The sequence below is a fragment of the Paraburkholderia tagetis genome (assembly GCF_022213065.1).
Taxonomy (GTDB): domain Bacteria; phylum Pseudomonadota; class Gammaproteobacteria; order Burkholderiales; family Burkholderiaceae; genus Paraburkholderia; species Paraburkholderia tagetis.
This window is the reverse complement of record NZ_JAKLJA010000042.1, coordinates 12,298-35,837: the sequence shown is the minus strand read 5'-3', so window position 1 is coordinate 35,837 and position 23,540 is coordinate 12,298. Positions and strand designations below refer to the sequence as shown.

The 23,540-nt window shown below is 66.5% G+C and carries 26 protein-coding genes; 12 read left to right on the top strand and 14 right to left on the bottom strand.

What is annotated here, in order from left to right:
• Positions 1-196: 196 nt before the first annotated feature.
• Positions 197-1,225 carry a S1C family serine protease gene (locus tag L5014_RS31445; protein WP_238467700.1) on the top strand — a complete coding sequence of 343 codons (1,029 nt, stop codon included), beginning with the start codon at positions 197-199 and terminating at the stop codon, positions 1,223-1,225.
• Positions 1,226-1,343: 118 nt separating this feature from the next.
• Here the strand turns inward: L5014_RS31445 and L5014_RS31440 are convergent, their stop codons facing one another.
• The 3 genes from L5014_RS31440 to L5014_RS31430 form a co-directional block, all read right to left on the bottom strand.
• Positions 1,344-1,718, bottom strand: coding sequence for an ecotin precursor (locus L5014_RS31440; RefSeq protein WP_238467699.1), 375 nt, complete (start codon positions 1,716-1,718; stop codon positions 1,344-1,346).
• Positions 1,719-1,889: 171 nt separating this feature from the next.
• Positions 1,890-2,051, bottom strand: coding sequence for a hypothetical protein (locus tag L5014_RS31435; RefSeq protein ID WP_027815941.1), 162 nt, complete (start codon positions 2,049-2,051; stop codon positions 1,890-1,892).
• A 205-nt stretch (positions 2,052-2,256) separates the two neighbouring features.
• Positions 2,257-2,883 carry a LysE family translocator gene (locus tag L5014_RS31430; protein WP_238467698.1) on the bottom strand — a complete coding sequence of 209 codons (627 nt, stop codon included), beginning with the start codon at positions 2,881-2,883 and terminating at the stop codon, positions 2,257-2,259.
• Between the two features lie 435 nt (positions 2,884-3,318).
• On the opposite strand from L5014_RS31430, the gene sap1 reads away from it, so the two are divergent.
• Positions 3,319-3,660, top strand: a complete 342-nt coding sequence (gene sap1 / locus L5014_RS31425) for a surface attachment protein Sap1 (protein WP_238467697.1) — start codon at positions 3,319-3,321, stop codon at positions 3,658-3,660.
• Positions 3,661-4,043: 383 nt separating this feature from the next.
• Positions 4,044-4,598, top strand: a complete 555-nt coding sequence (locus tag L5014_RS31420) for a YaeQ family protein (RefSeq protein WP_238467696.1) — start codon at positions 4,044-4,046, stop codon at positions 4,596-4,598.
• A gap of 91 nt (positions 4,599-4,689) precedes the next feature.
• Here L5014_RS31420 and L5014_RS31415 read toward each other — a convergent pair whose 3' ends face one another.
• Complete coding sequence (locus L5014_RS31415; RefSeq protein ID WP_238467695.1) at positions 4,690-5,100, bottom strand: VOC family protein; 411 nt, start codon at positions 5,098-5,100, stop codon at positions 4,690-4,692.
• 432 nt (positions 5,101-5,532) lie between these two features.
• Here L5014_RS31415 and ada point away from each other — a divergent pair, with 432 nt between their 5' ends.
• From ada to L5014_RS31390, 5 genes are all read left to right on the top strand, one after another.
• Positions 5,533-6,804, top strand: a complete 1,272-nt coding sequence (gene ada / locus L5014_RS31410; RefSeq protein ID WP_238467694.1) for a bifunctional DNA-binding transcriptional regulator/O6-methylguanine-DNA methyltransferase Ada — start codon at positions 5,533-5,535, stop codon at positions 6,802-6,804.
• Between the two features lie 104 nt (positions 6,805-6,908).
• Positions 6,909-7,901, top strand: coding sequence for a DNA-3-methyladenine glycosylase family protein (locus L5014_RS31405; RefSeq protein WP_238467715.1), 993 nt, complete (start codon positions 6,909-6,911; stop codon positions 7,899-7,901).
• A 279-nt stretch (positions 7,902-8,180) separates the two neighbouring features.
• Positions 8,181-9,803: a glutamate--cysteine ligase gene (gene gshA, locus L5014_RS31400; protein ID WP_238467693.1), complete on the top strand. Its 1,623-nt coding sequence runs from the start codon at positions 8,181-8,183 to the stop codon at positions 9,801-9,803.
• 251 nt (positions 9,804-10,054) lie between these two features.
• Positions 10,055-10,537 (top strand): hypothetical protein, encoded by a 483-nt coding sequence (locus L5014_RS31395; protein WP_238467692.1) that lies wholly within the window; start codon positions 10,055-10,057, stop codon positions 10,535-10,537.
• 236 nt (positions 10,538-10,773) lie between these two features.
• Positions 10,774-11,481, top strand: coding sequence for an OmpA family protein (locus L5014_RS31390; protein WP_238467691.1), 708 nt, complete (start codon positions 10,774-10,776; stop codon positions 11,479-11,481).
• Positions 11,482-11,561: 80 nt separating this feature from the next.
• Here L5014_RS31390 and L5014_RS31385 read toward each other — a convergent pair whose 3' ends face one another.
• Positions 11,562-13,130, bottom strand: a complete 1,569-nt coding sequence (locus L5014_RS31385; RefSeq protein WP_238467690.1) for a DHA2 family efflux MFS transporter permease subunit — start codon at positions 13,128-13,130, stop codon at positions 11,562-11,564.
• Positions 13,131-13,320: 190 nt separating this feature from the next.
• Positions 13,321-13,851, bottom strand: coding sequence for a MarR family winged helix-turn-helix transcriptional regulator (locus tag L5014_RS31380; RefSeq protein ID WP_238467689.1), 531 nt, complete (start codon positions 13,849-13,851; stop codon positions 13,321-13,323).
• Between the two features lie 14 nt (positions 13,852-13,865).
• On the opposite strand from L5014_RS31380, the gene L5014_RS31375 reads away from it, so the two are divergent.
• The 3 genes from L5014_RS31375 to L5014_RS31365 all read left to right on the top strand — a co-directional run bounded on the left by L5014_RS31375 (position 13,866) and on the right by L5014_RS31365 (position 16,443).
• Positions 13,866-14,006, top strand: a complete 141-nt coding sequence (locus tag L5014_RS31375) for a hypothetical protein (protein ID WP_238467688.1) — start codon at positions 13,866-13,868, stop codon at positions 14,004-14,006.
• Positions 14,007-14,083: 77 nt separating this feature from the next.
• The gene (locus L5014_RS31370; RefSeq protein ID WP_238467687.1) at positions 14,084-14,416 is read left to right on the top strand and encodes a hypothetical protein; all 333 of its coding nucleotides are present in this window, start codon (positions 14,084-14,086) and stop codon (positions 14,414-14,416) included.
• 350 nt (positions 14,417-14,766) lie between these two features.
• Complete coding sequence (locus tag L5014_RS31365) at positions 14,767-16,443, top strand: efflux transporter outer membrane subunit (protein WP_238467686.1); 1,677 nt, start codon at positions 14,767-14,769, stop codon at positions 16,441-16,443.
• 101 nt (positions 16,444-16,544) lie between these two features.
• Here L5014_RS31365 and L5014_RS31360 read toward each other — a convergent pair whose 3' ends face one another.
• The 8 genes from L5014_RS31360 to gspG form a co-directional block, all read right to left on the bottom strand.
• Complete coding sequence (locus tag L5014_RS31360; RefSeq protein ID WP_238467685.1) at positions 16,545-17,324, bottom strand: type II secretion system protein N; 780 nt, start codon at positions 17,322-17,324, stop codon at positions 16,545-16,547.
• Positions 17,325-17,384: 60 nt separating this feature from the next.
• Positions 17,385-17,936: a type II secretion system protein M gene (locus L5014_RS31355; RefSeq protein WP_238467684.1), complete on the bottom strand. Its 552-nt coding sequence runs from the start codon at positions 17,934-17,936 to the stop codon at positions 17,385-17,387.
• Positions 17,912-19,348, bottom strand: a complete 1,437-nt coding sequence (gene gspL / locus L5014_RS31350; RefSeq protein WP_238467683.1) for a type II secretion system protein GspL — start codon at positions 19,346-19,348, stop codon at positions 17,912-17,914. Before gspL ends, L5014_RS31355 begins: the two co-directional genes overlap by 25 nt.
• Before the next feature lie 34 nt (positions 19,349-19,382).
• A complete protein-coding gene (gspK, locus tag L5014_RS31345) occupies positions 19,383-20,516 on the bottom strand; it encodes a type II secretion system minor pseudopilin GspK (RefSeq protein WP_238467682.1) in 1,134 nt (377 codons plus the stop codon).
• Between the two features lie 77 nt (positions 20,517-20,593).
• Positions 20,594-21,325, bottom strand: a complete 732-nt coding sequence (locus tag L5014_RS31340) for a PulJ/GspJ family protein (protein ID WP_420800173.1) — start codon at positions 21,323-21,325, stop codon at positions 20,594-20,596.
• Positions 21,326-21,332: 7 nt separating this feature from the next.
• On the bottom strand, positions 21,333-21,701 hold the full coding sequence (gspI, locus tag L5014_RS31335) for a type II secretion system minor pseudopilin GspI (protein ID WP_238467680.1): 369 nt from the start codon (positions 21,699-21,701) through the stop codon (positions 21,333-21,335).
• Positions 21,702-21,819: 118 nt separating this feature from the next.
• Complete coding sequence (locus L5014_RS31330; RefSeq protein WP_420800171.1) at positions 21,820-22,341, bottom strand: GspH/FimT family pseudopilin; 522 nt, start codon at positions 22,339-22,341, stop codon at positions 21,820-21,822.
• 65 nt (positions 22,342-22,406) lie between these two features.
• The gene (gspG, locus tag L5014_RS31325) at positions 22,407-22,871 is read right to left on the bottom strand and encodes a type II secretion system major pseudopilin GspG (RefSeq protein ID WP_238467678.1); all 465 of its coding nucleotides are present in this window, start codon (positions 22,869-22,871) and stop codon (positions 22,407-22,409) included.
• A gap of 195 nt (positions 22,872-23,066) precedes the next feature.
• Between gspG and L5014_RS31320 the strand changes: the two genes are divergently transcribed.
• A complete protein-coding gene (locus L5014_RS31320; protein ID WP_238467677.1) occupies positions 23,067-23,480 on the top strand; it encodes a general secretion pathway protein GspC in 414 nt (137 codons plus the stop codon).
• Positions 23,481-23,540 lie beyond the last annotated feature (60 nt).

Sequence of the window (23,540 nt, the reverse complement as noted above, 5' to 3'; positions counted from 1 at the left end):
CCGCCAGGTCATTGTCGCGGGTCGCTTTCGGACCATCAATGACTATGCTGCCAATCTGACAATCGTTAACAATTGGACCCAAGTTCTTCCGACCCTCCATGCGCACGCCTTCGACAACTTGCGAAGTGGGTGGGTCTCTTGAAATTGCCCGTTGTTCCCTGCATGTACGGCCCACTTTCATCGGAGAATTCTGATCGTGGGAAGTCGCCCCTCCTTCATCGACGATCTCGCTCGCGACCTTTCGTCTGACGGCGCGTGTCCAGGCACCAAGGACGATGACGCCCTCCTCGATGCCTACTCGCGAACCGTCATCGGCGCGCTCGAACGTATCCAGCAATCAGTCGCTCATATCGCCGTCGAGCGCCGAACGCCGGGCAGCACCGCCGCGCGTGGCGGCAGCGGCTCGGGCTTCCTGTTCACACCCGATGGCTATTTGCTCACCAACAGCCACGTCGTGCACGGCGCAAGCGCGCTGCGCGTCACGCTTGCCGACGGTTCGACCTACGATGCCGATCTCGTCGGCGACGACCCGAGCACCGACCTCGCCGTGCTGCGTATCGGCGCGACCGAGGTGTTGCCGCACGCCGACCTCGGCGAGTCGGCGAAGCTGCGCGTCGGGCAGATCGCGATTGCCGTAGGCAGTCCGCTCGGCCTCGCGCAGACCGTCACCACAGGCGTGGTCTCCGCGCTCGGCCGCTCGTTGCGCTCGAACTCGGGGCGCATGATCTACGACGTGATCCAGACCGACGCCGCGCTCAACCCAGGCAATTCCGGCGGACCACTCGTGAACTCGGCGGGCCAGGTGATCGGCGTGAACACCGCGATCATTCCCGGTGCGCAGGCGATCTGCTTCGCCACGGCCATCGACACCGCGAAATGGGTCATCACGCAACTCTTCGCGCACGGACGCGTGCGGCGCGCACACGTCGGCATTGCCGGAACCACGGTGCCAATCGCGCGCAAGGTGCAACGTTATTTCGAACTCCAAACGACTACTGGCGTGCGTGTGATGGAGATCGTCAAGGAAAGCCCTGCGGCGCTCGGTGGTCTGCGGGTGGACGATACGATCGTGGCGATCGATGGCGTAGCCGTCGACGGAATCGACGCGTTGCAGCGCTTGCTCGACGCTTCGCGCATCGGGCGGGTGGCGGAATTCACGGTGATCCGGTTCACGCAAAAGCTGAATCTGCGGGTCACGCCGGTGGAACAGGCAGTTTTGATGTAAGCGAAAGCCTGCTGGCCGCTGCACACAAACGCGTCGGCGGCCGCTTTCCGGCTTTCGAAAGGCGGCGGCGCGTTATTAATACGGCATTTGAATTAATTGGCATGCCGAATGATCTGACTTACCAGCCAGAGGGCTGCTCGTAGTCGTCGTCATAGGGTAAGGGCGGCGGCAGTGGTACGGGTTGCTGCGGAACGCACGACACATAACGACCCGAGTATTGGTCATAGCAGCTACTGGGCGCCGGCGCTGCGGCATAGACGGGAGGCGGCTCGGCATAGACCGGCGCGGCGACCGGGGCCGGTTCGGCGTAGACCGGCGGCGGTGCCCCATACACGACTGCCGGACCGCTGCTCATCGCAGCGCCCACCACCGCACCGATCAGTGCGCCGCCGACCAGTGCGCCCACCACATCGCCACCCCGGTCGTGCGCGCTGGCCGGGCCAGCCGCTACCACGCATCCTGCCGTCACCAGTACGGCTGCAATCTTTCGCATGTCGTTCTCCTCGAGAACCGTTCGAAACCATGCGTGCGATTGTGGGTGCGAAGCGCGGATACAGGTGCTGCAAGTGGTAACGACGAATTACGTCGGCAAACGCTTCCTCCCGCGTGGCCCGCGGGTCATCTGCCCGGGACTCGGCCCAGGCTGCAATCCTGCCACCGGGACTCAGTGGTGCAGGATGCTGCGCAGCGGATGACGCCAGTCGATATGAGGAGCCCCCGCTTCCACGCGCTGCCTATGCTCCTCGAGGATTTCGTCCGAAAACAGGAAAACGACAATGACGAGGGGAATAACCAGAAACGCGCCCAGTATTACGTGCTCGATCACGATAACCTCCTGGTTGTCAAGCGGTTGCGATTCCATTGTAGCCGGAAAGCCACAGCTTGCGCGACGGGTGACTACCCGTTCTAGTGAGCGAAGGTTGGCCGCCGCACGAACCACGTGCAGCAGCGCGCATGCCCAGGTGGAAATCCCAAGTTGAAATGTCAAGCTGAAAGGCGCGCGCCCATGGCGTTCAGGCAGTTGTGCTCGCTCAGGCCGCCGACTTCTTCCAGACGGCAGCGAAAAGCCCTGCGCCGATCAGCAGCGAACCGCCCGTGCGATTGACGAGGCGCTGCACGCGCGGGCTGCGCACCGCCTTGCGGGCCGCAGCCGCGAGCACCGCGTAGCCGAACGCATTGAGCGTGGCGAGTGCGAGGAATGTGGCCTCGAATACGACGATCTGCGGCAGCGCGGCCGTATGCGGGTCGATGAACTGCGGCACGAACGCAACGAAGAAAATGATGCTCTTCGGGTTGAGCGCGGTGACGGCGTAGGCGTGCGCGAAGATCCGGCCCGTGCGGGTTTCGGAGGTATCGGGCGCATCCGCCGTGATGACCGGCGCGCGCCAGAGCTTGATGCCCAGATAGATCAGATACGCGGCGCCGACCCACTTGAGCATCGAAAAAAGCGCTGCGGAGGCGGCAAGGATCACGCCGAGGCCGAGCATCGATGCCGTCATCGCGGTGAAGTCGCCGAGCGCAACGCCTGCGGTCGTCGCCAGCGCGTAGCGGCGCCCATGCCCAAGCGCGTAGGAGACGACGAGCAGGACCGTGGGTCCGGGAATGGCAACGAGGATGGCCGACGCGATCGCGAACGGCAGCCAGTGGGCGAGGGTCATGGGTTTCTCCGGTAGGGAAGCCCGATTTATCCACGAAGATTGCCGCAGCGCAAGCGAAGGCGAGGACGCGCTTTAGGCACCGGACGCGAGGTAGAAGCAGATGGCTTCTGTACGAGGCTGGCATCGTTTTTATTCTGCATCTGCTGGCTAAATGGCCTTGCGTTCGAGTGTGCGAGCTTCGACTTTATGTGCGCCGCGTCATATGCCCGGGATTCGCACTGAGACGCTTATTCCGAAGCCTTTGGTTCGCGTTTGGCCCGCAATGCTGCGCTTGCACACAAATTCTTCTTGCAGTCTTCTTGTGGTCTTCTAGATTGAAAAACGTGTGTCGTGCGTAGAAGTTAAATACATAGCTAACCTGGGTATAAGGCTGCAGCGCTATACGGGATCGGCGTAAACCGTAAAGTGCCAGCTCTGATAAGACAGGAGACAACCATGAAAATGCTATTCGCGATGACCGCATTCACCGCCGGTCTCTTTTGCGCCGCTTCCGCCCAGGCGCAGGATTTCGTCGTGAAGCCGCAGCAAACCGTGCAACTCAAGCCCGGTTCGTATGGCTGCCTCTCGAAGGACAAGCTCGACGCGGTATCCATGCACGACCAAGCCGGCGAGCATCAGCAGATGCAGGAGTATTTCGCCGATTACCGCTGCCTCTCGACGCCCGAGAATCAATCGTTCCGCGTGGTGCGCGTGGTGGGTCATGACGTCGAGTTCGTCAATGCGGCGAACGCAGACGATCAGGGACTCTGGACCACCGATCGCTTCATCAAGGAGTGATGCAGGCGCACTAGAGGCCAGCGCGGCCGCGGGCCGCTGGCTTCTACGCGTCGCAAGCGAATAGGCCGTGACGCACCTGTTGCGCCGGCTCCCCGCTCTCCAACAGTTCGCCTTCCGCGCGGCGGGCTTTGCGCCCCGCGCGCTACGTGGCTTGCGAGCCCCGTTCGGGCTTTCAATCCAGCTACCAACCCAGCCATTAATCCGGCCTTGGTCCGGATTCAATCAGTCCGCTAGCCTCAGTCCCGTCATTGCGCCGTCATTTTCGCGATTGACCATCGCGATGATCCGGCACGCCGCCGTCCGATGAATGCGGCACAGCATGTGCTGGAAACTCGCTATCATGTGCGGCTTTTGCGCGGCGCGGAATTCGCGCGGGACTCGGTATGGCACTCAAATCGACAATCTACAAGACAGAACTGCAGATCGCGGACATGGACCGGCATTACTACGCCGACCATGCGCTCACGATCGCATGCCATCCGTCCGAAACCAATGATCGGATGATGGTGCGCATCGCCGCATTCGCGCTTTTCGCCAGCGAGCGTCTCGAATTCTGCAAGGGTCTGTCGGACACCGACGAACCCGATCTCTGGTGCAAGGACTACACCGGCGCGGTGCAGACCTGGATCGAGGTGGGGCAGCCCGACGAGCGCCGCATCGCCAAGGCGAGCGGGCGTGCCGAGGAGGTGATCGTGATCGCCTACGGCGGCCGCACCTCGGATATCTGGTGGCAGGGTGTGCGCAGCAAGGTAGAACGGCTGCGCAACGTGACCGTCTGGTCGCTGGGCGAAGAGGTGGCGGCATCGCTCGGGGCTCTGGCCGAACGGACGATGCGCCTGCAGTGCACGGTGCAGGACCACGCCGCGTGGATCGGCAACACCACGAGCGAGCCGGTGGCGGTCGAATGGACCGTCCTGAAAGCGCCCGAGAACGTTTGATTGCGCAGCGGGCGGGGCTTGCGGCCCCAGCGCCCGCTCGCGTACCTGGGCCAGGTGGCCAGGGCGGGCCGGATTGCCGCCTGCGCGGCAATCAGCGCACCGGCGGCCCTTTCAGCTCGACCATGTTGCCCTCGGGATCGAACAGGTACAACGAAGGCCCGAGACCTTCCGCACCGTAGCGTTCGACCACATCGCCAGGGCGCGCGCCCATCTGCGTGAGCCACGTTTTGAGCGCCTCGCCGTCGAACGGCTCCACGCGCAGACATAGATGATCCATGTTGCCGGCCGCGCCCGACGGCGCCGCGCCGCCATCGCGGTCGAGCGCTCCGCCGATCGCGGCGAGGTCGACGAGCGAGCGGCCTGCGCACAATTGCACCAGCCCCAACTTTTGCTCCTCGCGCTCGACGCGACAGCCCAGCACGTCGCAATAGAAGCGGGTCATGGCGGCGAGATCGGCCGCTCGGATGACGACGTGATCGATTTCGCGAATCTGGATATGCATGGTTCTCCCGAAGCGGTGTGCGTGCGCACGATCTACCCAGTGTAGGAGAGGGAGATCAGGCGGAAAATGGAGAAGTGCGAGCGCTGTAAACCGCGCCAGCAGAGCTGACAAAATCACTGGACGAAAAAAAGCCCGCTGCTGTGAGCGGGCTTAATCCATATCAGGAGGAGACATGGAGGAGACAGGAACCACTATACACAGCGGCCTGACGCGATGCAACAAGTTTTTAAGGGAAAACCCGCAATAGTGCCAAATTGCCGCACTTGGGTCGCGTTTCTATGGCAGGCGCCTCGCAGTGAGGGGCGAAGGCGGCACGCAAACGGGGCCTGATTGTCTAAACGACCCGAACGACAGCGCAAGATCCGGCAGGCCAGCATGCGTGCAAGCCGCTACAGTGGGACCATCGAATTCGCCCTTTCCGGGAGTCACGAAATGAATGCCATCTCGACCGTCGCGCGCGACGAACTCGCCGCCTTCGACACCGTGCTGGCCTCCGGGTCGGCCTCCGCATTCACCACCGATAACGAGCGCTGGACCGCCATCGAGGCGCGCGACGTGCGTGCCGACGGCCAGTTTTTCTACGGCGTGCGCACGACCGGCGTGTTTTGCCGCCCGTCCTGCGCATCGCGGCTGCCGCGCCGCGAGAACGTCGAGTTCTTCGCCGATGCCGACGCCGCGCGCACGGCCGGCTACCGCGAATGCAAGCGTTGCCGCCCCGGCGGCCTGCCGCGCGAGCTCGAGATCGTTCGGCGCGCCTGCGCCGCCCTCGACGCCGATCCGCAGGCGCGCCTCACGCTCGCGCAACTCGGCGAGGCCGCGCACCTGAGCCCGTTCCATCTGCAGCGCCTCTTCAAGCGCGTGCTGGGCGTCTCGCCGCGCCAATATCAGGCGGCGCGCCGCGGCGCCGTGCTGCGCGATGCGCTCGCGCAAGGCACTGACGTCACCCGTGCGAGCGCCGACGCCGGCTTCAACTCGTCGTCGCGGCTCTACGAGAGCGTGGCGGGCGAGCTGGGCATGGCGCCGTCGGCGTTCCGCCGCAAGGGTGCGGGGCTCACGATCCGCTATGCGGGCGCGGTCACCCCGCTCGGGCGCGTGCTGATCGCGGCGACGGACAAGGGCATCTGCCGGATCGCGTTCGGCGACGATCCGGGCGCGCTGAGCGCGAGCCTCGCCACCGACTTCGCGAACGCGCGCTGCATCGAGGACACGGCGGCACTCGCGCCGTTCGTCGCGCAGATCGACGCCTATCTGCATGGTCGCCGCGAACATATCGAACTGCCACTCGACATTGCCGCGACGGCGTTCCAGCAGCGCGTCTGGGACGCGCTCCAGCGCATTCCGTATGGCGAGACGCGCAGCTATACGCAGATTGCCGAAACGCTCGGCGCGCCGCGCGCGGTACGCGCCGTGGCGAGCGCGTGCGCGTCGAACCCGGTGGCGCTGGCGATTCCGTGCCACCGCGTCGTGCAAAAGGGCGGCGCGCTCGCGGGCTACCGTTGGGGGCTCGCGCGCAAGGCTGCGCTCATCGACGCCGAGGCACGCGCGGGCGAAGTCCGCATAGCGGCCACGGCGCGGGCCGCAACCCAAGCCGATAACCCGCCGCCGCATGGCTCGAAGCAAGGTTCGAAACCCGGTTCAAAGCAAAACCCGAAGCGAGATTCAAAGCGCGGTCGCACCACCAGCACGCCGGAGACCACCGCTTGAGCGCCGTCCTGCCGAACGAACCGAAACAACCGCGAAACGCCGCCGTGCCCGAGCCCGGCGCCACCCTCGAGTTGCCGTTTCGCGCCCCCTACGACTGGCCGCGCATGCTGCGCTTTCTGGCTGGCCGTGCGACGCCGGGCGTCGAAGCCGTGGAGGACGGCGCGTGGCTGCGCGCGATCGACTTCAACGGCGCGAGCGGCACGCTCGCCGTGCGCCGCCATGCGCGAAAGCGCTGCCTCGTCGTCGAGATCGACGGGGCGGTGAGTGCTCATGCGGCCGCGCTTGCTGTGCCGCTTGCACGCATCTTCGATGTGCACGCAGATCCGGTCGCGATCGGCGAGGGTCTCGCCGCCGATCCGTGGCTCGCTCCGCTCGTCGCCGCCGCGCCGGGATTGCGCGTGCCGGGCGCGTGGTCGGGTTTCGAACTCGTGGTGCGCGCGATTGTCGGCCAACAGGTGAGCGTGAAAGCCGCGACGACCATCGTGGGCCGCCTCGTCGAGCGCGTGGGCAAGCGCATCGACGGCCACCCGCACGCGCGCACGGCGTGGCGCTTTCCAACGCCGGCAGCGCTCGCCGCCGCGGATCTTGCCGGGATCGGCATGCCAGGCAAACGGGTGGCCGCGCTACAGGGGTTCGCTGCGGCCGTGGCGAGCGGCGAGCTGGCTATCGAACGGAACCCCGAACGTAGCCCCGAAAGTATCCCGGAAATCACCCCGAGACGTCCTCTGGAGCCCACCCCGGCGCACGACGCCGCGCCTCGCGCAGCCGCCAGACGGCGCAGTCCTCGTGGCGAGTGCAGCATCGACGCCGCCGCCGAGCGCGCCACCCTCGACGCCATGCGCGCCGGATTGCTCGCACTGCCTGGTATCGGTCCCTGGACGGTCGAGTACGTGGCGATGCGTGCGTGGCGTGACAGCGATGCGTGGCCCGCCACCGACCTCGTGCTCATGCAGACCATCGCCGCGCGCGACCCCGCGCTCGTGCGCGCCACGCAGCAGCGCGCACGCACCGACGCGTGGCGGCCCTGGCGCGCCTATGCCGCGATGCACCTGTGGAATGAGATTGCCGATCGCGCCGGCGCGGCACGCGGCGGCTAGCGTCCCCACAACACCGGATCGATCGTGGCGCTCGCGCTCATGCCAGCGCGAGCGCGCCAGACGCCCGCCGGTTCGCATACCCGGCAAAGAGGGGGGCAACATCGGGCGTTCTGAGGCACCCTCGGGCCACGGCGCGAACCGCCGGGCCAGCCGCTAAATGCCGTCCGAAAGGGCCTCAAGCAGGTCTTTCGGCGAGATGTTAAAGTGCCCGCTACTGAAAATCCCTTGTCGGCGGCGCGTGCAGCACGGCGTCGCCGGCCAGAGCCCGACCTGCCTTCAATGCCAGACACGACCTCTACACGCACGAACGACGTTCTCACGCAGCGCCTTTCCGTGCTGAGCGCCGGGCCGCACCGCGACGCGCTCACGCGCGGTCTGCGCGGCATCGAAAAGGAAAGCCTGCGGGTGACGCGCGACGGCCGGCTCGCCATGACGCCGCATGCGGCGGCGCTCGGCTCGGCGCTCACGCATCCGTCGCTCACGACCGATTATTCGGAAGCGCTGATCGAGATCATCACGCCCGCCGAGCTCGACGCGTCCATCACGCTCGAGAAGCTCGACGAACTCCATCGCTTTGTCTATGCCACGCTCGCGCGCGACGGCGAGATGCTGTGGAACGAATCGATGCCGGGCCTCTTGCCCGATACCGACGACGGCATCCCCATCGCACGCTATGGCAGCTCGAATATCGGCCGCCTCAAGTACGTCTACCGCATGGGGCTTGCGCTGCGTTACGGTCGCACCATGCAGTGCATCGCGGGGATCCACTACAACTATTCGCTTAACGAAGAAGTGTGGCGCGTGCTGCACACGCACGAGCAGTCGGCGGCCACGCAGACCGACTACCAGTCGGAGCGCTACCTCGCGCTGATCCGCAACTTCCGCCGCACGAGCTGGCTGCTGATGTATCTGTTCGGCGCCTCGCCGGCGCTCGACGCGCGCTTCTTGCGCGGCCGCGCGCATGCGCTCGACACCTTCGACGCGAACACGCTCTATCTGCCGTACGCGACGAGCCTGCGCATGAGCGACCTCGGCTACTCGAACACCACGGGCCAGTCCGCCTTGCACGCCGACTACGACACGCTGACGGGCTACCTCGACGCGCTCGCGCAGGCGGTGAGCCAGCCGTATCCGCCGTATGAGGCCATCGGCACGCATCGCAACGGCGAATGGGTGCAGATCAACACCAACGTGCTGCAGATCGAAAACGAGTTTTATTCGACGATCCGTCCGAAGCGCGTCACGTATCCGGGCGAGCGGCCGCTGCATGCGCTCGCCGCGCGCGGCGTGCAATACGTCGAGGTGCGCTGCATGGACATCGATCCGTTCGAGCCCACCGGCATTTCGCTCGAAGCTGCGCGCTTTCTCGACGCCTATCTGCTCACCTGTGCGCTCGAAGACAGTCCGCAGCTGCCCGCGGCCGATTACGCGCAGGCGAACGAAAACTTCGGCCTCGTCACGAAGGAAGGGCGCCGCCCAGGCCTCGAACTCAAGCGCGGCAACGACACGGTCTCGCTGCAAGACTGGGCCGCCGAGCTGCTCTCGAAGATCGAGCGCAGTGCAGCCGTGCTGGACGCGCTGCACGGTAGCGACGAGCATGCGCGCTCGCTCGCGGCGCAGCGCGCGAAGCTCGCCGATGTGTCGCTCACGCCTTCCGCGCGCGTGCTGCAGACGATGCGCGATAACCAGCAATCCTTCCTGCAATTTGCGCTCACGCAAAGCGAGCGCCATGCGGCGCATTTCCTCTCGCGTCCGCTCGATACCCAGGCGATGGCACAATTCGAGGCGCTCGCGCGCGAGTCGCTAGAAGAACAAGCGAAGCTCGAGCGCGAGGAAGTCGGTTCGTTCGACGCCTTCGTGACCGCGTATCGCGCCTACACGCTCAACCGCTTCAGCGTTTGACCCTGCCCGTGGCGTGCCTGGTGCCGACGCTTGCGCGGCGCAAAACACGCCTGGGCACGGGCGGCATAACGCGCCGCGCGTTGCCCGCACATCGTGTTTCGGGCATTCCATTTGCTTGAAACATGGGCGTGCGAACGCGGTCCAATCATTCATGGACAGTCCACGTCGACCGACGCGAACACCTCCACATGCCAACAACAAGACGACCGGGCCGCGTGCGACGCGCGCCCATACAGGGAGGAACCCACGCGATGAAACGAACCCTGCCGATCCTGCTCTGCGCGGCGCTAGCGGCCTGCGCGCCACGCGGCCAGGTCAACCCCGACGTCATGCAGATCGCTACGGCGCCGCTCACCTGCAGTGACAAGCCGCAGTGCGACATCTGGTGGCAACGCGCCCAGGACTGGGTGCGCGGCAATTCGAAGTACGAAGTACAGACCGTGACCGATACGCTGATCCAGACCAGCGGACCCGGCGGCGGCAAGCGCGCTCTCGCCTATGAAATCACGCGAACCCACAACAGCGACGGCACGACTATCGGCTTCGCAGCCCATTGCGACAGCTCGCTCGGCTGCAAACCCGATCCATGGGCTGCCGGCGCGGCATTCAAGCAATACGTGCGCACCGGCATCGAACAGCCGCTCCAGGCCGACGACCCGGACGGCAAGGACGGCACCGTTGCGGCTCCCGCATCGGCGGTGCCGGGCTCGGCGCCCTCGGCTTCCTCTCCCTGAAGCCGCGCGTCGATGTTGAACGGGTGCCCCGACTACGCACTGTGCCGGTCGGGGCGCGCGCGGCGAATGAGAGCGAATGGCCCGCTCATCGTGATTGCGCCTCCTTCGAATCGAATCACTTCGATTGTGCATTTAGGCATTTTCTGATTGGGTGACGTGTCGAGGAATCGTATTGTGGCTCTGCTTCGGCGTGCGCCGGACGACAGTACCTTCCTCCTCCATCATTCGAATTGAAAATGAAAATGCGACTTCTGCCAGCCAGCGCACTGGCTGCCCTTATCGTCGTCGCGGCTGGTTGCACGACCGCGTCAGGCCCGACCTACAATCTCGACATCGTGACGCTCGCCAACGGCTCGCAGGCGTATCGCGTGCAGTGTCTGGGCCTGCTGGAAAGCTCGAAGGCCTGTATGAAGAAGGTCACCGAGATTTGCGGCGACAAAGAGCCGCTGCGCGTCTCCTCGACCGACCGCGCCGCCTCCGGGTTCAAGCCCGAAAACGATCCGCGCGAGATCCTGTTCGTTTGCCAGGCGCCGCCGCCCGTGGTCCCGCCGCCGCCCCCGCCGCCCCCTCCGACGGTCAACACGCAGCCGCGCACCGTCACGCTGAACGCCGACGCCAACTTCGCCATCAACAAGTACGATCTTCTGCCGGCGGGCAAGCAGGCGCTGGACAAGTTCATCGCGGATAGCGACGGCGTGAATATCGGCACGGTCGTGATCGACGGCCATACGGATTCCACGGGCTCGAAGGCGTTGAACGACCGCCTCTCCCTGCGTCGCGCGCAAACCGTGCGCAACTACCTGCAGTCGCATGGCCTGCACGCCGGCCAGTACCAGGTGCACGGCTACGCAGCAACGAAGCCCATCGCCTCGAACGCAACGGCCGAAGGCCGCGCGCAAAACCGTCGCGTCGAAATCCAGACCAGCGGCGTCACAACACGCTAACACGCGTACTTCATCGCGGCAGCAACAACACACGCCCGCGGTTTATCGCGGGCGGTCACAACGGGGTCGTCAGCGGGTCATCAATGGCCCATTGCCGGTCCCGCTCCCTTTTGGGGCTTCGTAATCCAGACCAGCGCCGCGAGCACGATGAACACTACGCACGAAATGCGGAAGAAGTCGTTGGTCGCCATCATGTAGCCCTGTGCCGTCACGACCTGGTTTAGCTGCGCAGTCAGGCTCGGCCCTGACAAGCCGACGCTCGTCAACGCATCGCTGTACGCCGTGGTATTCGGCGAATACACGCTCACCGACTCCGATAACACCGCGTGGTGATAGATCGCCGCGTCTTCCCAGAACGTCGTGCTCACCGCCGTTCCGATCGCGCCCGAAAGCGTGCGCAGGAAATTGGACAGACCCGAGGCGCTGGCGAGGCGCTCGTCGGAGATGCTCGACAGCGTGATCGTCGTCATCGGCACGAAGAAGCAGGCCACACCGATGCCCTGTACGAGGCGCGGCAAGATCACCTTGCCGAACGGCACGTCGAGCGTGAAGGTAGCGTTCCATAGCGAGACGCCCGCGAACACGATAAACGCGAAGCTCGCCACCATGCGCAGATCGAGCTTGTGCATATTGCGTCCGATCAGCGGCGAGAGCACGAGCGCGAGCAGTCCCACGGGCGCAGTCGCGAGGCCCGCAACGCCGGCCGTGTAGCCCATCACCGTCTGCAGCCAGAGCGGGAAAATCACGACCGAGCCGAAGAATGCCATGAAGCCGAACGAGACAATCAGTGCGCCGAGCGCAAAGTTGCGGTCGCGAAAGAGCGAGAGATCGACGACCGGGTCTTTCTCCGTGGCTTCCCACGCGAGCATGAACGCCAGCGACACTACCGCGATGATTGCGAGCGCAACGATGAACTTCGAGTTGAACCAGTCGTGGTCCTTGCCGAGGTCGAGCACCATCTGCAGGCACGACACGCCGATCACGAGCAGCGCGAGGCCCACGGCGTCGATGCGCTGCTTCGTGATCTTCGTTTCGCGTCCGCGCAGCAGCAGGAACGCACAGATGCCCGAGAAGAGTCCGATTGGCACGTTGATATAGAAGATCCACGGCCAGGTGAAGTTGTCGGTAATCCAGCCGCCCATGACCGGACCGAAGATGGGCGCGACGATCACCGTCATTGCCCAGAGCCCCAGCGCGAGCCCGCGTTTCTCGGGTGGATAGGAGCGCAGGAGGATCGTCTGCGAGAGCGGCACCATCGGGCCGGAGACGAGGCCTTGCACGAGACGGAAGGCGATGAGCGTCTCGAAATTGCTGGCGAAGCCGCAGGCCGCCGAGGCGAAGGTAAACAGGATCACCGAAAGCGTGAAGAGCCGCACTTCGCCCACCCGCCGCGCGAGCCATCCGGTGAGCGGCACGGCGATAGCCGAGGCGACCGAATACGAGGAGATCACCCACGTGCCTTCGCTATTGGCGACGCCGAGATTGCCGGAAATCGTGGGCACGGCGACGTTGGCGATCGAGGTGTCGAGCACCTCCATGAAGGTGCCGAGCGCGAGGCCCACGGTCAGCAACGCGAGCGTGCCGCCGGAGAGCGGCGCGGGCTGCGCACCCGCAGGTGCGGGGGAGGGCGCGGTGGTGGAAGCGTCCATTTTCAAGGTCCTTGCCCGGCTGCTTGCCGGGGTTTCCGGTTCAGGGGACCGTTGCTGCTGCAACGTACCGCTCAGAAGCGGTTGCCCGTATTTTCATGTCGCGGCATTGTCTGCCCAGACAGTAATCTATCCGCGATACGACCCGGCCGGGGCAAAGCCTGGCCTGCGCCAAAGCGCCGTATAACCGGCCTCAGGTCGCGTCGTGAGCTTCGCCGGATGCTCCGGATGGCGCATCCGTATGGGTTTCGGCATGGCCGCACACCCTCGTCGTATCGGCGTCGTTTGCGATGAAACGTTGCAGCAGGCTGACGAGCGTCGTCACTTCGTCGGCGGAAAAGCCGCGTAGCTGGTCGTTCATCACTGAGGCAATCAGATCCGGCAATTGCTGCGCCGCGTCGCGCCCGAGCGGCGTGAGCGCCAGTTCAACCACGCGGCGATCCGCGTGACTGCGCTGGCGCGCCAGAAAACCTTTCTTCTCCAGCCGGTCGAGCATGCGCGTCATCGACCCGGTATCGTACGACAGCACGCGCGACATCTCGTTGGGCGTGCGGGCGCGCTCGAACCACAGCAGCAGAATCACGCCGATCTGCGACGACGTCAGCCCGAGCGGCGCGACGGCGCGGTCCATCCGCGCGGCCAGCACGTTGCGGGCCGTCGACAGGAAATAGCCAAGGCTAGGCACAACGCCGACCTTGCCTGACACATACGAACCGTCGCTCATGGGAAGTCGTTCTCATGCATCTCGAAGACAGGCGAATTCTAGCCCGTTATATGTCTGCCTGGGCAGGTAAATTGGGTGACGTATCGGCCATCGATTTGTCGCTAGAGCGGCGTAAAAACAACAGCGGATTTGATGCGATGCAAAGTATGTTGTGATTTGATTGCATAGTCAATATTATGACAGGCAAGCACTTGATCCCCTGGTATTCCCTGATTCTCCTGTTCATTGCGCCATGCTGTACCTCAAAAACGCACTCGGCGGCATTGGCCGCTCGGTCTCCTGCACTGCCCGGCTTGCTTTCGCGCAAGCCGGCGGGGTGGCGCGTTGGCGCAAGTTCGCGCTTTATGCAGCGATGTTCGTGCTGCCGGGCGGCTCGATCGCCGTCGTGCTGATGATGTGGGCCGAGCGCCGCCGCGCTCAGCGAGGCGGGGCGGGCAGGTCGGTGGCGGCGTCCGTGGCAACCAGCGGCGCCGCGTCTCCGTTGCCTTGCGCATCGGGCCCGACTATGGTCGCGACGACCATGAGCGCGGCAGCGGCCACCACGGCGGCGGCAAAAGCGGCGTGATCCGGTGTCCAGGTCGCGTGCCGCCGCTCCAGCACCGCGCGTGGCGCGCACACCCGCGCGGGCACCGCTGCTCTTCATGCCGTCCATGCGCTGCGCCGCTGGCGCCGTAACGACGCGTAATTTACGATCTGCGCGCAGTAACACATCCTCACCCCCTCCCGGCTTAACCTTGCAGGTTCCGCGTTGTGCGCGGTGCGTGCGCTACCATTGCCGCAGCTTGCTGGCCCCTCGACTGGAGCCGGGCTCACAGCATTGCTGTAACCCGTGGAGCGCCACGCCGCGCGCGTCCGCGCACCGGCTATTCGCGACTTTCGCCCGCTTCGCCAGCCGCATCGACAGGAATTCCTTGCATGTCTTGCCGTTTCGTCCATCCCGGCCATTACGTCCCATCGTCGAACCCCTTGCGCGAGGGCGCAGTTGGTCATGACGTCGTCCGCGCAACCCGCACCGCGCGCCGCGCACCCAGACTTGCCCTGCTGTGCGCGGCGGTAGCGCTCGCGTTCCAGCTGAGCGGCTGCGCCGTGGGTCCCGACTATCACAAGCCAGCCGCCGCCGTGCCCGAGTCCTACAAGGAAGCCCCCGAGGGATGGAAGGTCGCGCAACCCGCCGATACCACCGATCGCGGTCCCTGGTGGCTCATTTACGACGACGCGCAGCTCAACGGGCTGATGGATCAGCTCAACGCCAGCAACCAGACCGTCGCGCAGTACGCCGCCGCGTACCGTCAGGCGCGCGCACTGGTGGGCGAGGCGCGCGCCGCGTATTTCCCGGTGGTGAGTGCCTCGTTCTCGGGCTCGCGCTCGCGCAGCCCTTCGCGGGTATCGAGCTCGAACAGCAGCAGCTTCGCGGGTGGCGGCTCGATCGCGAACAACGTCGACCTGGGCCTCGACGCCACCTGGGAACCCGATCTCTGGGGCAAGGTGAGCCGCACCGTCAGCGCGCAGGAAGCCGGCGAGCAGGGCGCCGCCGCCGATCTGGCCAATGCGCGCCTCTCGGCGCAGGCCACGCTCGCGCAGACTTACTTCACGCTGCGCTCGCTCGACGCCCAGCAGAAGCTGCTCGACGATACCGTCGCGGCTTATCGGCAGTCGCTGCAGCTTACGCAGAACCAGTACGCACAGGGCGTGGCGGGCCGCGCCGATGTGATCCAGGCACAAACGCAATTGCAGTCCGCGCAGGCGGCCGCCATCGACAATGGCGTGGCGCGCGCGCAGGACGAGCACGCGATTGCCGTGCTGGTCGGCCAGCCGGCTTCCGCGTTCTCGATACCCCCGTCGCCGCTCACGGCCACGCCGCCCGTGGTGCCGGTCACGATGCCCTCGACGCTGCTCGAGCGACGCCCCGACATCGCCTCGGCGGAGCGCAAGGCGGCGGCGGCGAACGAGCAGATCGGCGTGGCAATCTCCGCCTTCTTTCCTACGTTGACGCTCTCCGCGAGCGGTGGCTTCGAAAGTTCGGTGCTCTCGCAACTGCTGTCCATGCCGTCGCGTTTCTGGACGCTCGGGCCGTCGCTCGCGGCCACAGTGTTCGACGCGGGCTTGCGCCGCGCGCAGACCGAAGCGGCCCGCGCGGCCTACGACCAGCAGGTCGCGGCCTACCGGCAGACCGTGCTGGCCGCGTTCCAGAACGTCGAGGACAACCTGGCGTCGCAGCGCATTCTTGCGCAGGAAATCGTGGTGCAGCAGCAGGCCGTGGAGTCGGCTCAGCACGCGCTGCGGATCGTCACGAACGAATACAAGGCGGGGACGACCGATTACCAGAATGTCCTGTCATCCCAGAGCACGGCGTTCACGGCGCAGCAGAAGCTCGCGAGCATCGCGGGGCAGCGCATGGTGTCGTCGGTGGGACTCGTGAAAGCGCTCGGCGGCGGCTGGGACGTCTCGCAGATGGGTCGCGAAACAGGCGGTGTAATGGCGCCTGCGCCTGTCGCCGCGTCGGGCGCCGCCACATCGGGCGTGCAAGGCCCGGTGCCGTCCGCGCACGGCGCAATGCGGGACGCGGCGGCGCAGGGCGCTCAGCCGCAGTAAGTCCGGCGGTGCGGCGAGCAGGCGACGCCACGAGGTTGCCTCGGGCCGCAGCCATACGCCGCGCCTGCTCGCGCTTGCGGATTGCAGGCCCGGTATGGACGTTAGCGCATGAAGGTCAGCGCCACGGCGCCGGTCCCCGTGGGCCGTCCCAGCAGATTCAACAGCCCCGCCAGATTCTCGCGCTGGTCGGGCGTCGCGCTCGCGGTGCCGTTGAACGACGCCGACGTGCGCGAAAACGTGCCGTGCCCCTCGAGCTGCAACGGCCCCTTCTGCGTGCTCAGATCGAGCGTGGACGAAGCCCCCTGAGCCTGAAGCACCGCCTCGTACGACCCCAGCGGCTTTACTAGCGAGACGCGCGAGCTCATGTCCGCGAGCGTGACGGTGAGCCGCCCGAACGCATCGGCGCCGAATACGCGCCAGGGACTCCAGGCGAGCCGCACATTGCCATCCAGATCGAGCGTGTTGAACGGCGCGCCGAGGCCCGCGAGCAGCGACGCCGGCACCGCGATCGCGCCCGGCGTGACAGTGGCGCCGCGCAACGTCGCTTCGACGTCGACGGGTTCGGGCATGGCTTCGGTCTGGCGCATCTGCATGCGCACACGGCCCGTGAGGAGCGCCCAGAACGACGTGTTCCATTCGATGCGGCCCGGCAGGAGCGTCGCGCCCTGCACGTCGTGGCCGGCGGCGAGCATGAGCGTGGCCGAGCCGCGCCACAGCGAGCCTTGCGGATCGACGAGATTGATGTGGCCTTGGGTCGCGCGCGCGAACTGCGGCGCGATCCACGCGGCGGGCAACCGCACGAGCAGCACCGCGCCCACGGACAACACGGCGACGAAGAGCCAGGGCAACACGGCGCCTGCGCGCCGCATCCAGTAAGACATGCTAAGGAACTCCTGTCTGGCGGACCAAGCGGACTTGGCGGATCAAGCGGACCTGCCGCTTTAGCGCGCGTTCGCCGGCTGCAGCGACGCGGTCAAATCGACCTGGCCGTCGGCCTTGAGCGCTGTGATGTGGGCTTCGACCACCTGCACCTTGTACTGTTTGCGCACGTCGTCGAGCCAGGCCGACCAGGCTGGGAACGAGGCGTTTTTCATCTGCACCTGGGCGGTCGTGCCGATCAACTGCACCTGTGCGTTTGGCATACCGTGATCGGACAGCGAAGCGGTGAGCGCATCCTTGAGCGCCTGGCCGCCAGGCGCGACGCTCGCCGCCGCGCCCGCGAGCGAGCGCGCCTCGTCGGCCAGCGCGGTCATCTGCGCGAGCTGGCGCTTCATCGCGGGCAGGTTCTCGCGCAAGCGCGCGCGCCCGTCCGCTGCCGGCTGCCACAGCACCGAGTAGCCGATCGCCACGGCCAGCACCGCGCCGCCCCATGTCAGCAGCATTTTTTCGCGCGCCGAGCGGGCTTCCCAGAAGTTGCTCCACTGGTCGCTCAGGGTCTGGGCCCACGCGCTGCTCGAACCTGATGTCTTCACGATGCGCTCCTGATCGTCCATTTGCCGGTGCTGCTGTCCTGCGTGGCCGCAAGGCCATTGCGCGCGAGGCGTTTGCTCAAGTCGGGGTCGACATTGATGCCCGGCTTGAAGGTCACGTCGAGACGCCGGTCGTGATAGTCGAGCGCCGCGATCCCATTCGCGGGCACCGGCCCGAGCGAACGGGCGAAGCCGTCGGCGAGCGCGAGGAAATCGTCGGGCGAGGGCTCGCCCGCGGCCACGCGCAACTGCGAAAGCTGGCGCGCCATCTGTCCGGCGGGATCGAGCACCACCGTGGTCTTCGGGAAGGCGTTGAGCAGCAGCTCGGTCATCTGCGTGTTGATGGCGTCACGCTGACGCGCAAGCATCAGCCACTGCACGTTCGCGCCGACGATCGCTACCGCGAGCGAGGCCGCCACCAGCGCGACGGGCACGCGCAGCCGGCGCAGCGTCGCGCGATCGAGACGCCACGGCTGCACCGCGAACTCGAACTGGCAGAGATCGAATTTGCAAGCAAGCGCACGCCTGGCGAGCGTCTCGAAGCCGAGCGACTGTGCGCCGGGCAATGCAGCGGCGAGCGCGGCCTTCTCGGCGGCGCTCGCGGGCTCGCCTGGCACGCCCGTCAGCACATAGCGCGCGACGGGCGCGGCGCCGGCCAGCGCCTCCACGGTCGCGGCAAGACTCGCCGCCGGCACCGCGAAGCCTTCCGCCATCGCACCGCGCGCGATCGTGAGCTCGAGCAGCGCGCCCGACGCGACTGTCGCGGTGCTGGCCGCCGGCACTGCCAGGTCCGGCAGCAATGCCGGCGCCGTCGACATGACCGGGCCGAGTACGCAAGCCGTCACCGGGACGCTCGCGCTGACGGCGGCTTCGGCATGACCAGAGGCAGATTCGGCCGGCATGGCGGGCTCGCCCGCTTGCGCATCAGCGGCATTCGCTCCGGCTTGCAGGGCTTGTGCCACTGCGGCGCCCGCTTCGCTTGATGCTTCGCCTGGCGCCTCGGGCAGGCAGCGCGCCACCGGCACCGCGCGCAGGTTGCGATGCCCCGCGCCCGTAAAGCCTTCGACGAGGAAGCGGAACCAGCCGCGGTCGACGGCCGCGACGGTCTGCTTTCCGCCGGGCAGGCGCACGGAATCCAGCGCGAGATGGCAGGTCTGCGGATCCTGGATCAGATGATCCTCGACGACGTTCGGCAGCGCCTGGCGCAACCGCGGCCCCTTGAGCGGCGGCACGGCGGCGGCCACCATAAGCAGATCGCGTGCGGCGATCAGCAGCACGGTGGCCGATGCCTTCGGCAGGAGGCCAAGCGCCGCGCGGCCCGCGCGCTGCGTCTGGCCCGCCTTGTCGAGCAGCACGAACGGCAGCTCCGGCAATTGCCATTCCTGCGAGTGGACCGCCGGATCGCGCGGCGGCATCAGGACGATCAGCGTGCTCAAACGCACCTCTTTTCAATGTTGGACGGGTACGGTTTCATGGTTCGTCGCGCACGCGCACGATGCGCGTCATATGGGTGAGCGGGTCGCGCCATACGAGCGTGGTGCGGTTCACGACGGCGCGTTCGTGCTGCACGCGCCCATGGACCAGAAAATAGCTCGTATTGACGTCGCCTTGCGTCGAATCGACGCTGGTTTGCCCGGCACCTGCGCCTTGCAGCGCAAGCTGCACATCGGCGAGGTTATGAAAAAACACCGTCTGGCGCCGCGCCACGAAGGCTTGCGCGCTCGACAGGCTCATGCCCTGCACGGTCGCCGCGATCACCTCGGCACTCGCCGTGTTCATGTTCACGGGCGTCGTGGTGGGCAGGATCGTCACGAACGGGCGCAGGCGCGCGACGACGTCGGGCGTGAAGCCCGGCACGTCGAGCAGCGAATCGACGCTCGTCATCAGCAGGGGCGCGACCGCGCTGTTGGAATCGGCGTCCGTTATGCCGGGGTTGTCGGTGAAGTTCGCACCGCCGCCCGCGCCGCCCGCCACTTGCTGCGGGTTCGTGGTGTTCGTGGCCGCCCCAGTGCTGCCCGGCACCGTCGAGCCGGTCTGAAAACGCGTGATCGAGTGGGCGAGCCCAGAGCGCACGTAGACGGCCGCATTCTTCGCGAGCTGGCCGTCGATGCCGAGCAGTTGCAAGAGGCGCGCGAACGCCTGGATCTGCGCGAGATTGAGTTGCAGCGCGCCGGGCGCGGACGCCGAAACGAGATTGCGCAGATTGAAGCGCGCCTGGGCGTCCTCGATGGAGCCGGAGAGCCAGGTGTCGGCGCCCTGTTGCGCGCGCGCTTCGCCAATCTGGCCGAGGAAGTCCGAAAGGCGCGTTTTCGCGACCGGCATGCCCCATGCGCCGCCCAGATAGGTGACGCCCGCCGAGGTATCGCCTTCCGAACGCAGCACGAGGCGCGTCCAGTCGAGCGCGGCGCGCGCGATCCATTGCCCCTGCGCGAGCAGCCGCTGATTTTCGATGCGGCGCACCTGCACCTGCTGACGCCACAGCATGCCCGAGACGAGAATCGCGGCGAGCGCAGCCACCAGCAGCGCGCTGATGATCGCCGCGCCGCGCTGCGGACGGCGGCGCCTGGTTGCACCTGAAGCGGCACTTGCAGTGGTAATTGCCATAGCGCGGGCTGCCGTGCGAACAGCCATGCGGGTGACCAGACGAGCAGCGGGGCGGGAAATTCGATGTCGGCGCACGCTCATTCCCCCACGAGGAAGACGCGCGTGACCGGCCGCGCAAGCGAGCGGGCACTGACGCTCACCTCGAGCCCCGTCACCGCGCGCGGCACGGGTGCGTTGCCGAGTTGCGGCACCTTCACGCTACTGTTGTTCGCCGCGATCTGTTGGCGCACCCCGTCCATGTTCGAGGTCCAGCCTTCCTTTGGCAGATAGAGCCGCGCGTCGATAGCGCCCACGCCCTGCATCATCGGCAACGCGCTCCAGGCGTCGCCCTCGCCGCCGCGCAGCGCACGCCTGAGCTCCCCGAGATTGGCGAGCGGCGGCGACGCGTAGCGCACGACGCGCCCGTTGCTCACGCGGTAGCGCACCACCTGCAGGCGTGGCGCGGCGCCAGGCGGCACGGCGAATGCGCGCACGATCTGCAGCGCGCCACCGTCGACGAAGACCGCGGGCGCGCCCGCTTCGTCGTCGCTGACGGCCTGGCGCGCGTCGATACGCATCTGGTCGAACATCTGCGCGAACACGCGCTCTTCGGCCATCGAATGCGTGACGATCTCGCGGCCGCGCACGATCTGGTCGAGACCGCGCCAGGACAAGATCGCGACCACGGCGAGAATCGCGATAGCAACGAGCAACTCGATCAGCGTGAAGCCGGCGGCGCGGCGCGCACGCGAGGGCTCGCGTCCCACGGGCAATCCATGTCGCCCGTGCAGTTCGAGCCGCCGCTCCAAGGAGGCGCGCGCACGGCTCATCGACGGATCACAGCGACCGGTTCGTCTCATTGCCGAGCACCGTGACGAGTTGCGCGAGATTGCCGTCGCGGCCCGGCGTCGCCACCGAGACCTCCACGCGGCGGAAGACGGGATTGGGTGTGGCCGTGACGTGCTGCGTGCAGGTGAGCTGCAGATTGCCTTGCGAGCAGTCGAAGCTGCGCTCGCCGACCTCGGGCCACGCATGCGCGAGACGCAGTTGCGCGAGCGCGTTGTCGGCGCTCCAGCCCGCGAGCAGGCGCGCGTGCAGATCGGCCTCGCTCGCTGCGAGGCTGCCCACGGCGCGTAGCGAAGCCGCGAGCGCAATCGCCACGATGGCGAGCGCGACCAGCACCTCGATCATGGTGAAGCCGCTCATCGTGGCGTGAGTGGCCTGGGCGGCGCGGCGCGGCGGCGGCCGGCGCAAACAGTGCAAACGGCGCACGGCAGCGAGACTAGCGGAGCAACGGGTGGAAAAACGGGTGAGCAGGCGCATCTCAGCGGACCTCATACCGGCCCGTGCCGGTGCCGACGATGGTGGCGCGGCCCGCCGCCGAGAAGAGCGTGATTTCGACGGGCTGCTCGACGGCCTCGGTGCCGAACACGACGCGGTTCGCATGCAGGTCGTCGTCGCCGCCGGGGTAGGTGATCGATACGCCCGTCACGCCGCCTTCCCAGTTGCGCGGGCCGAGCAGATCGTCGCGCAGCGGACGCCAGCCGTCCTCGGTATGCACGTCGAAGCGAAATCCACCCTCGACCGGCTGCCACGCGATGGGACGCGCGCGCACCTGCGCTTCGTCGCCCGCAGACTCGAACAGCAGCGCAAGTCGCTGCGCTTCTTCGTTCAGATCGGTACGCGGATTGCGCGTGAGCGAGAGCGACGCGAGCGACACCAGCAACCCGGCGATCATCAGCACGACCAGCATTTCCAGCAGCGTGAAGCCCGCCGAACGTGCGCGCGCCGCCCGCGTGGGGTGCATCGGCGTGCGGTCGCAAGGGCGGAAGGGGCGGGAGTGCATGGGGCTGAGGAACGCGAAGCTGGAGATGAACGGCAGTTAGCCCCGGTCTATTCGGCCTATTCGGTCTATTGCCAGGATCCGACGTCGGCATCGTTGCCTTCGCCGCCGGGCTTGCCGTCGGAGCCGTAGCTGAAGACGTCTATCTCGCCGTGCACGCCCGGATTCAGATACTGATACGCATTGCCCCACGGATCGTTGGGCAGGCGCTCGAGATACCCGCCGTCCTTCCAGTTGTTCGGCACGGGGTCGGTGGTGGGCTTTTGCACCAGCGCCTGAAGGCCCTGATCCTGGGCGGGATAGCGGCCGTTGTCGAGCCGGTAGAGCTTCATCGCCTGCATGATCGTGCCGATGTCCTGGCGCGCGGCCACGCGGCGTGCTTCATCGGGACGGCTCATGATCTTCGGCACGATCAGCGCCGCGAGAATACCGAGGATCGCAATCACGACCATGATTTCGATCAGCGTGAAGCCGCGTTGGCGGCGTGTGCGCTGGCGCCCGATTTCGGCATGGCTACGGGTCCATATGGACATGAGTTCCTTCCCTCCTGGCAAATGATCGTTGTGGCACACCCGCGTGCGCCCTGTGCACCATCCAGCGCGCGAAATCCATGTTCGCGCGCACATGACGGGTCATTGTAATGTCACACGATGACGCCTTTGAGACCCGCGCTTGCGGACCCGCTGCACGCCATCAAAACGTCCACAATACTCCGTACAATGGCGCGCATGAACCCACTGCAAATCCGCCTTCTGTCACTCGCCGCGTTCGCGGCGTTCTGCGCCACGGCTGCGTGGTGGACGCTCGAAATCGCCGCCTCGCGCGCCACTCAGGTACAGGCCGCCGCTGCCCAGGCGCCCGTCTCGGTCGCCGAGGCCGGCACGCTCTTCGGCGGCAAGCTCGAGCACAACGTCGCGCAGGACATCCATCTCTTCGGCATCCTCGCGCTCCAGCAAGGCGCGGCTGCCATCGTGAGCGTCGGCGGCGACCCGGCAAGAGCCATCTCGCTGGGCGGCCCCGTCGGCCAGGACGCAACGCTCGCCGAAGTGCGCGCCCGCTCGATCGTCATCGACCGCCACGGCGTGCACTCCGAAATCTTCCTGCCGGCTAACGCCGCCGGCCCCACCATCTACGTGCGCTGATTACCTGCGCTAATCGATACTGCGTCGATACCGCGTCGACACTGCGCACACCACCCACAC

Coding starts and splice junctions, on each gene's coding strand:
- L5014_RS31440 (WP_238467699.1), bottom strand. CDS start 1,718: ATGCGAAAGATTGCAGCCGTACTGGTGACGGCAGGATGCGTGGTAGCG.
- L5014_RS31430 (WP_238467698.1), bottom strand. CDS start 2,883: ATGACCCTCGCCCACTGGCTGCCGTTCGCGATCGCGTCGGCCATCCTC.
- sap1 (WP_238467697.1), top strand. CDS start 3,319: ATGAAAATGCTATTCGCGATGACCGCATTCACCGCCGGTCTCTTTTGC.
- L5014_RS31420 (WP_238467696.1), top strand. CDS start 4,044: ATGGCACTCAAATCGACAATCTACAAGACAGAACTGCAGATCGCGGAC.
- L5014_RS31415 (WP_238467695.1), bottom strand. CDS start 5,100: ATGCATATCCAGATTCGCGAAATCGATCACGTCGTCATCCGAGCGGCC.
- ada (WP_238467694.1), top strand. CDS start 5,533: ATGAATGCCATCTCGACCGTCGCGCGCGACGAACTCGCCGCCTTCGAC.
- L5014_RS31405 (WP_238467715.1), top strand. CDS start 6,909: ATGCTGCGCTTTCTGGCTGGCCGTGCGACGCCGGGCGTCGAAGCCGTG.
- gshA (WP_238467693.1), top strand. CDS start 8,181: ATGCCAGACACGACCTCTACACGCACGAACGACGTTCTCACGCAGCGC.
- L5014_RS31395 (WP_238467692.1), top strand. CDS start 10,055: ATGAAACGAACCCTGCCGATCCTGCTCTGCGCGGCGCTAGCGGCCTGC.
- L5014_RS31390 (WP_238467691.1), top strand. CDS start 10,774: ATGAAAATGCGACTTCTGCCAGCCAGCGCACTGGCTGCCCTTATCGTC.
- L5014_RS31385 (WP_238467690.1), bottom strand. CDS start 13,130: ATGGACGCTTCCACCACCGCGCCCTCCCCCGCACCTGCGGGTGCGCAG.
- L5014_RS31380 (WP_238467689.1), bottom strand. CDS start 13,851: ATGAGCGACGGTTCGTATGTGTCAGGCAAGGTCGGCGTTGTGCCTAGC.
- L5014_RS31375 (WP_238467688.1), top strand. CDS start 13,866: ATGCATCTCGAAGACAGGCGAATTCTAGCCCGTTATATGTCTGCCTGG.
- L5014_RS31370 (WP_238467687.1), top strand. CDS start 14,084: ATGCTGTACCTCAAAAACGCACTCGGCGGCATTGGCCGCTCGGTCTCC.
- L5014_RS31365 (WP_238467686.1), top strand. CDS start 14,767: ATGTCTTGCCGTTTCGTCCATCCCGGCCATTACGTCCCATCGTCGAAC.
- L5014_RS31360 (WP_238467685.1), bottom strand. CDS start 17,324: ATGTCTTACTGGATGCGGCGCGCAGGCGCCGTGTTGCCCTGGCTCTTC.
- L5014_RS31355 (WP_238467684.1), bottom strand. CDS start 17,936: ATGGACGATCAGGAGCGCATCGTGAAGACATCAGGTTCGAGCAGCGCG.
- gspK (WP_238467682.1), bottom strand. CDS start 20,516: ATGGCAATTACCACTGCAAGTGCCGCTTCAGGTGCAACCAGGCGCCGC.
- L5014_RS31340 (WP_420800173.1), bottom strand. CDS start 21,325: ATGAGCCGTGCGCGCGCCTCCTTGGAGCGGCGGCTCGAACTGCACGGG.
- gspI (WP_238467680.1), bottom strand. CDS start 21,701: ATGAGCGGCTTCACCATGATCGAGGTGCTGGTCGCGCTCGCCATCGTG.
- L5014_RS31330 (WP_420800171.1), bottom strand. CDS start 22,341: ATGCACTCCCGCCCCTTCCGCCCTTGCGACCGCACGCCGATGCACCCC.
- gspG (WP_238467678.1), bottom strand. CDS start 22,871: ATGTCCATATGGACCCGTAGCCATGCCGAAATCGGGCGCCAGCGCACA.
- L5014_RS31320 (WP_238467677.1), top strand. CDS start 23,067: ATGAACCCACTGCAAATCCGCCTTCTGTCACTCGCCGCGTTCGCGGCG.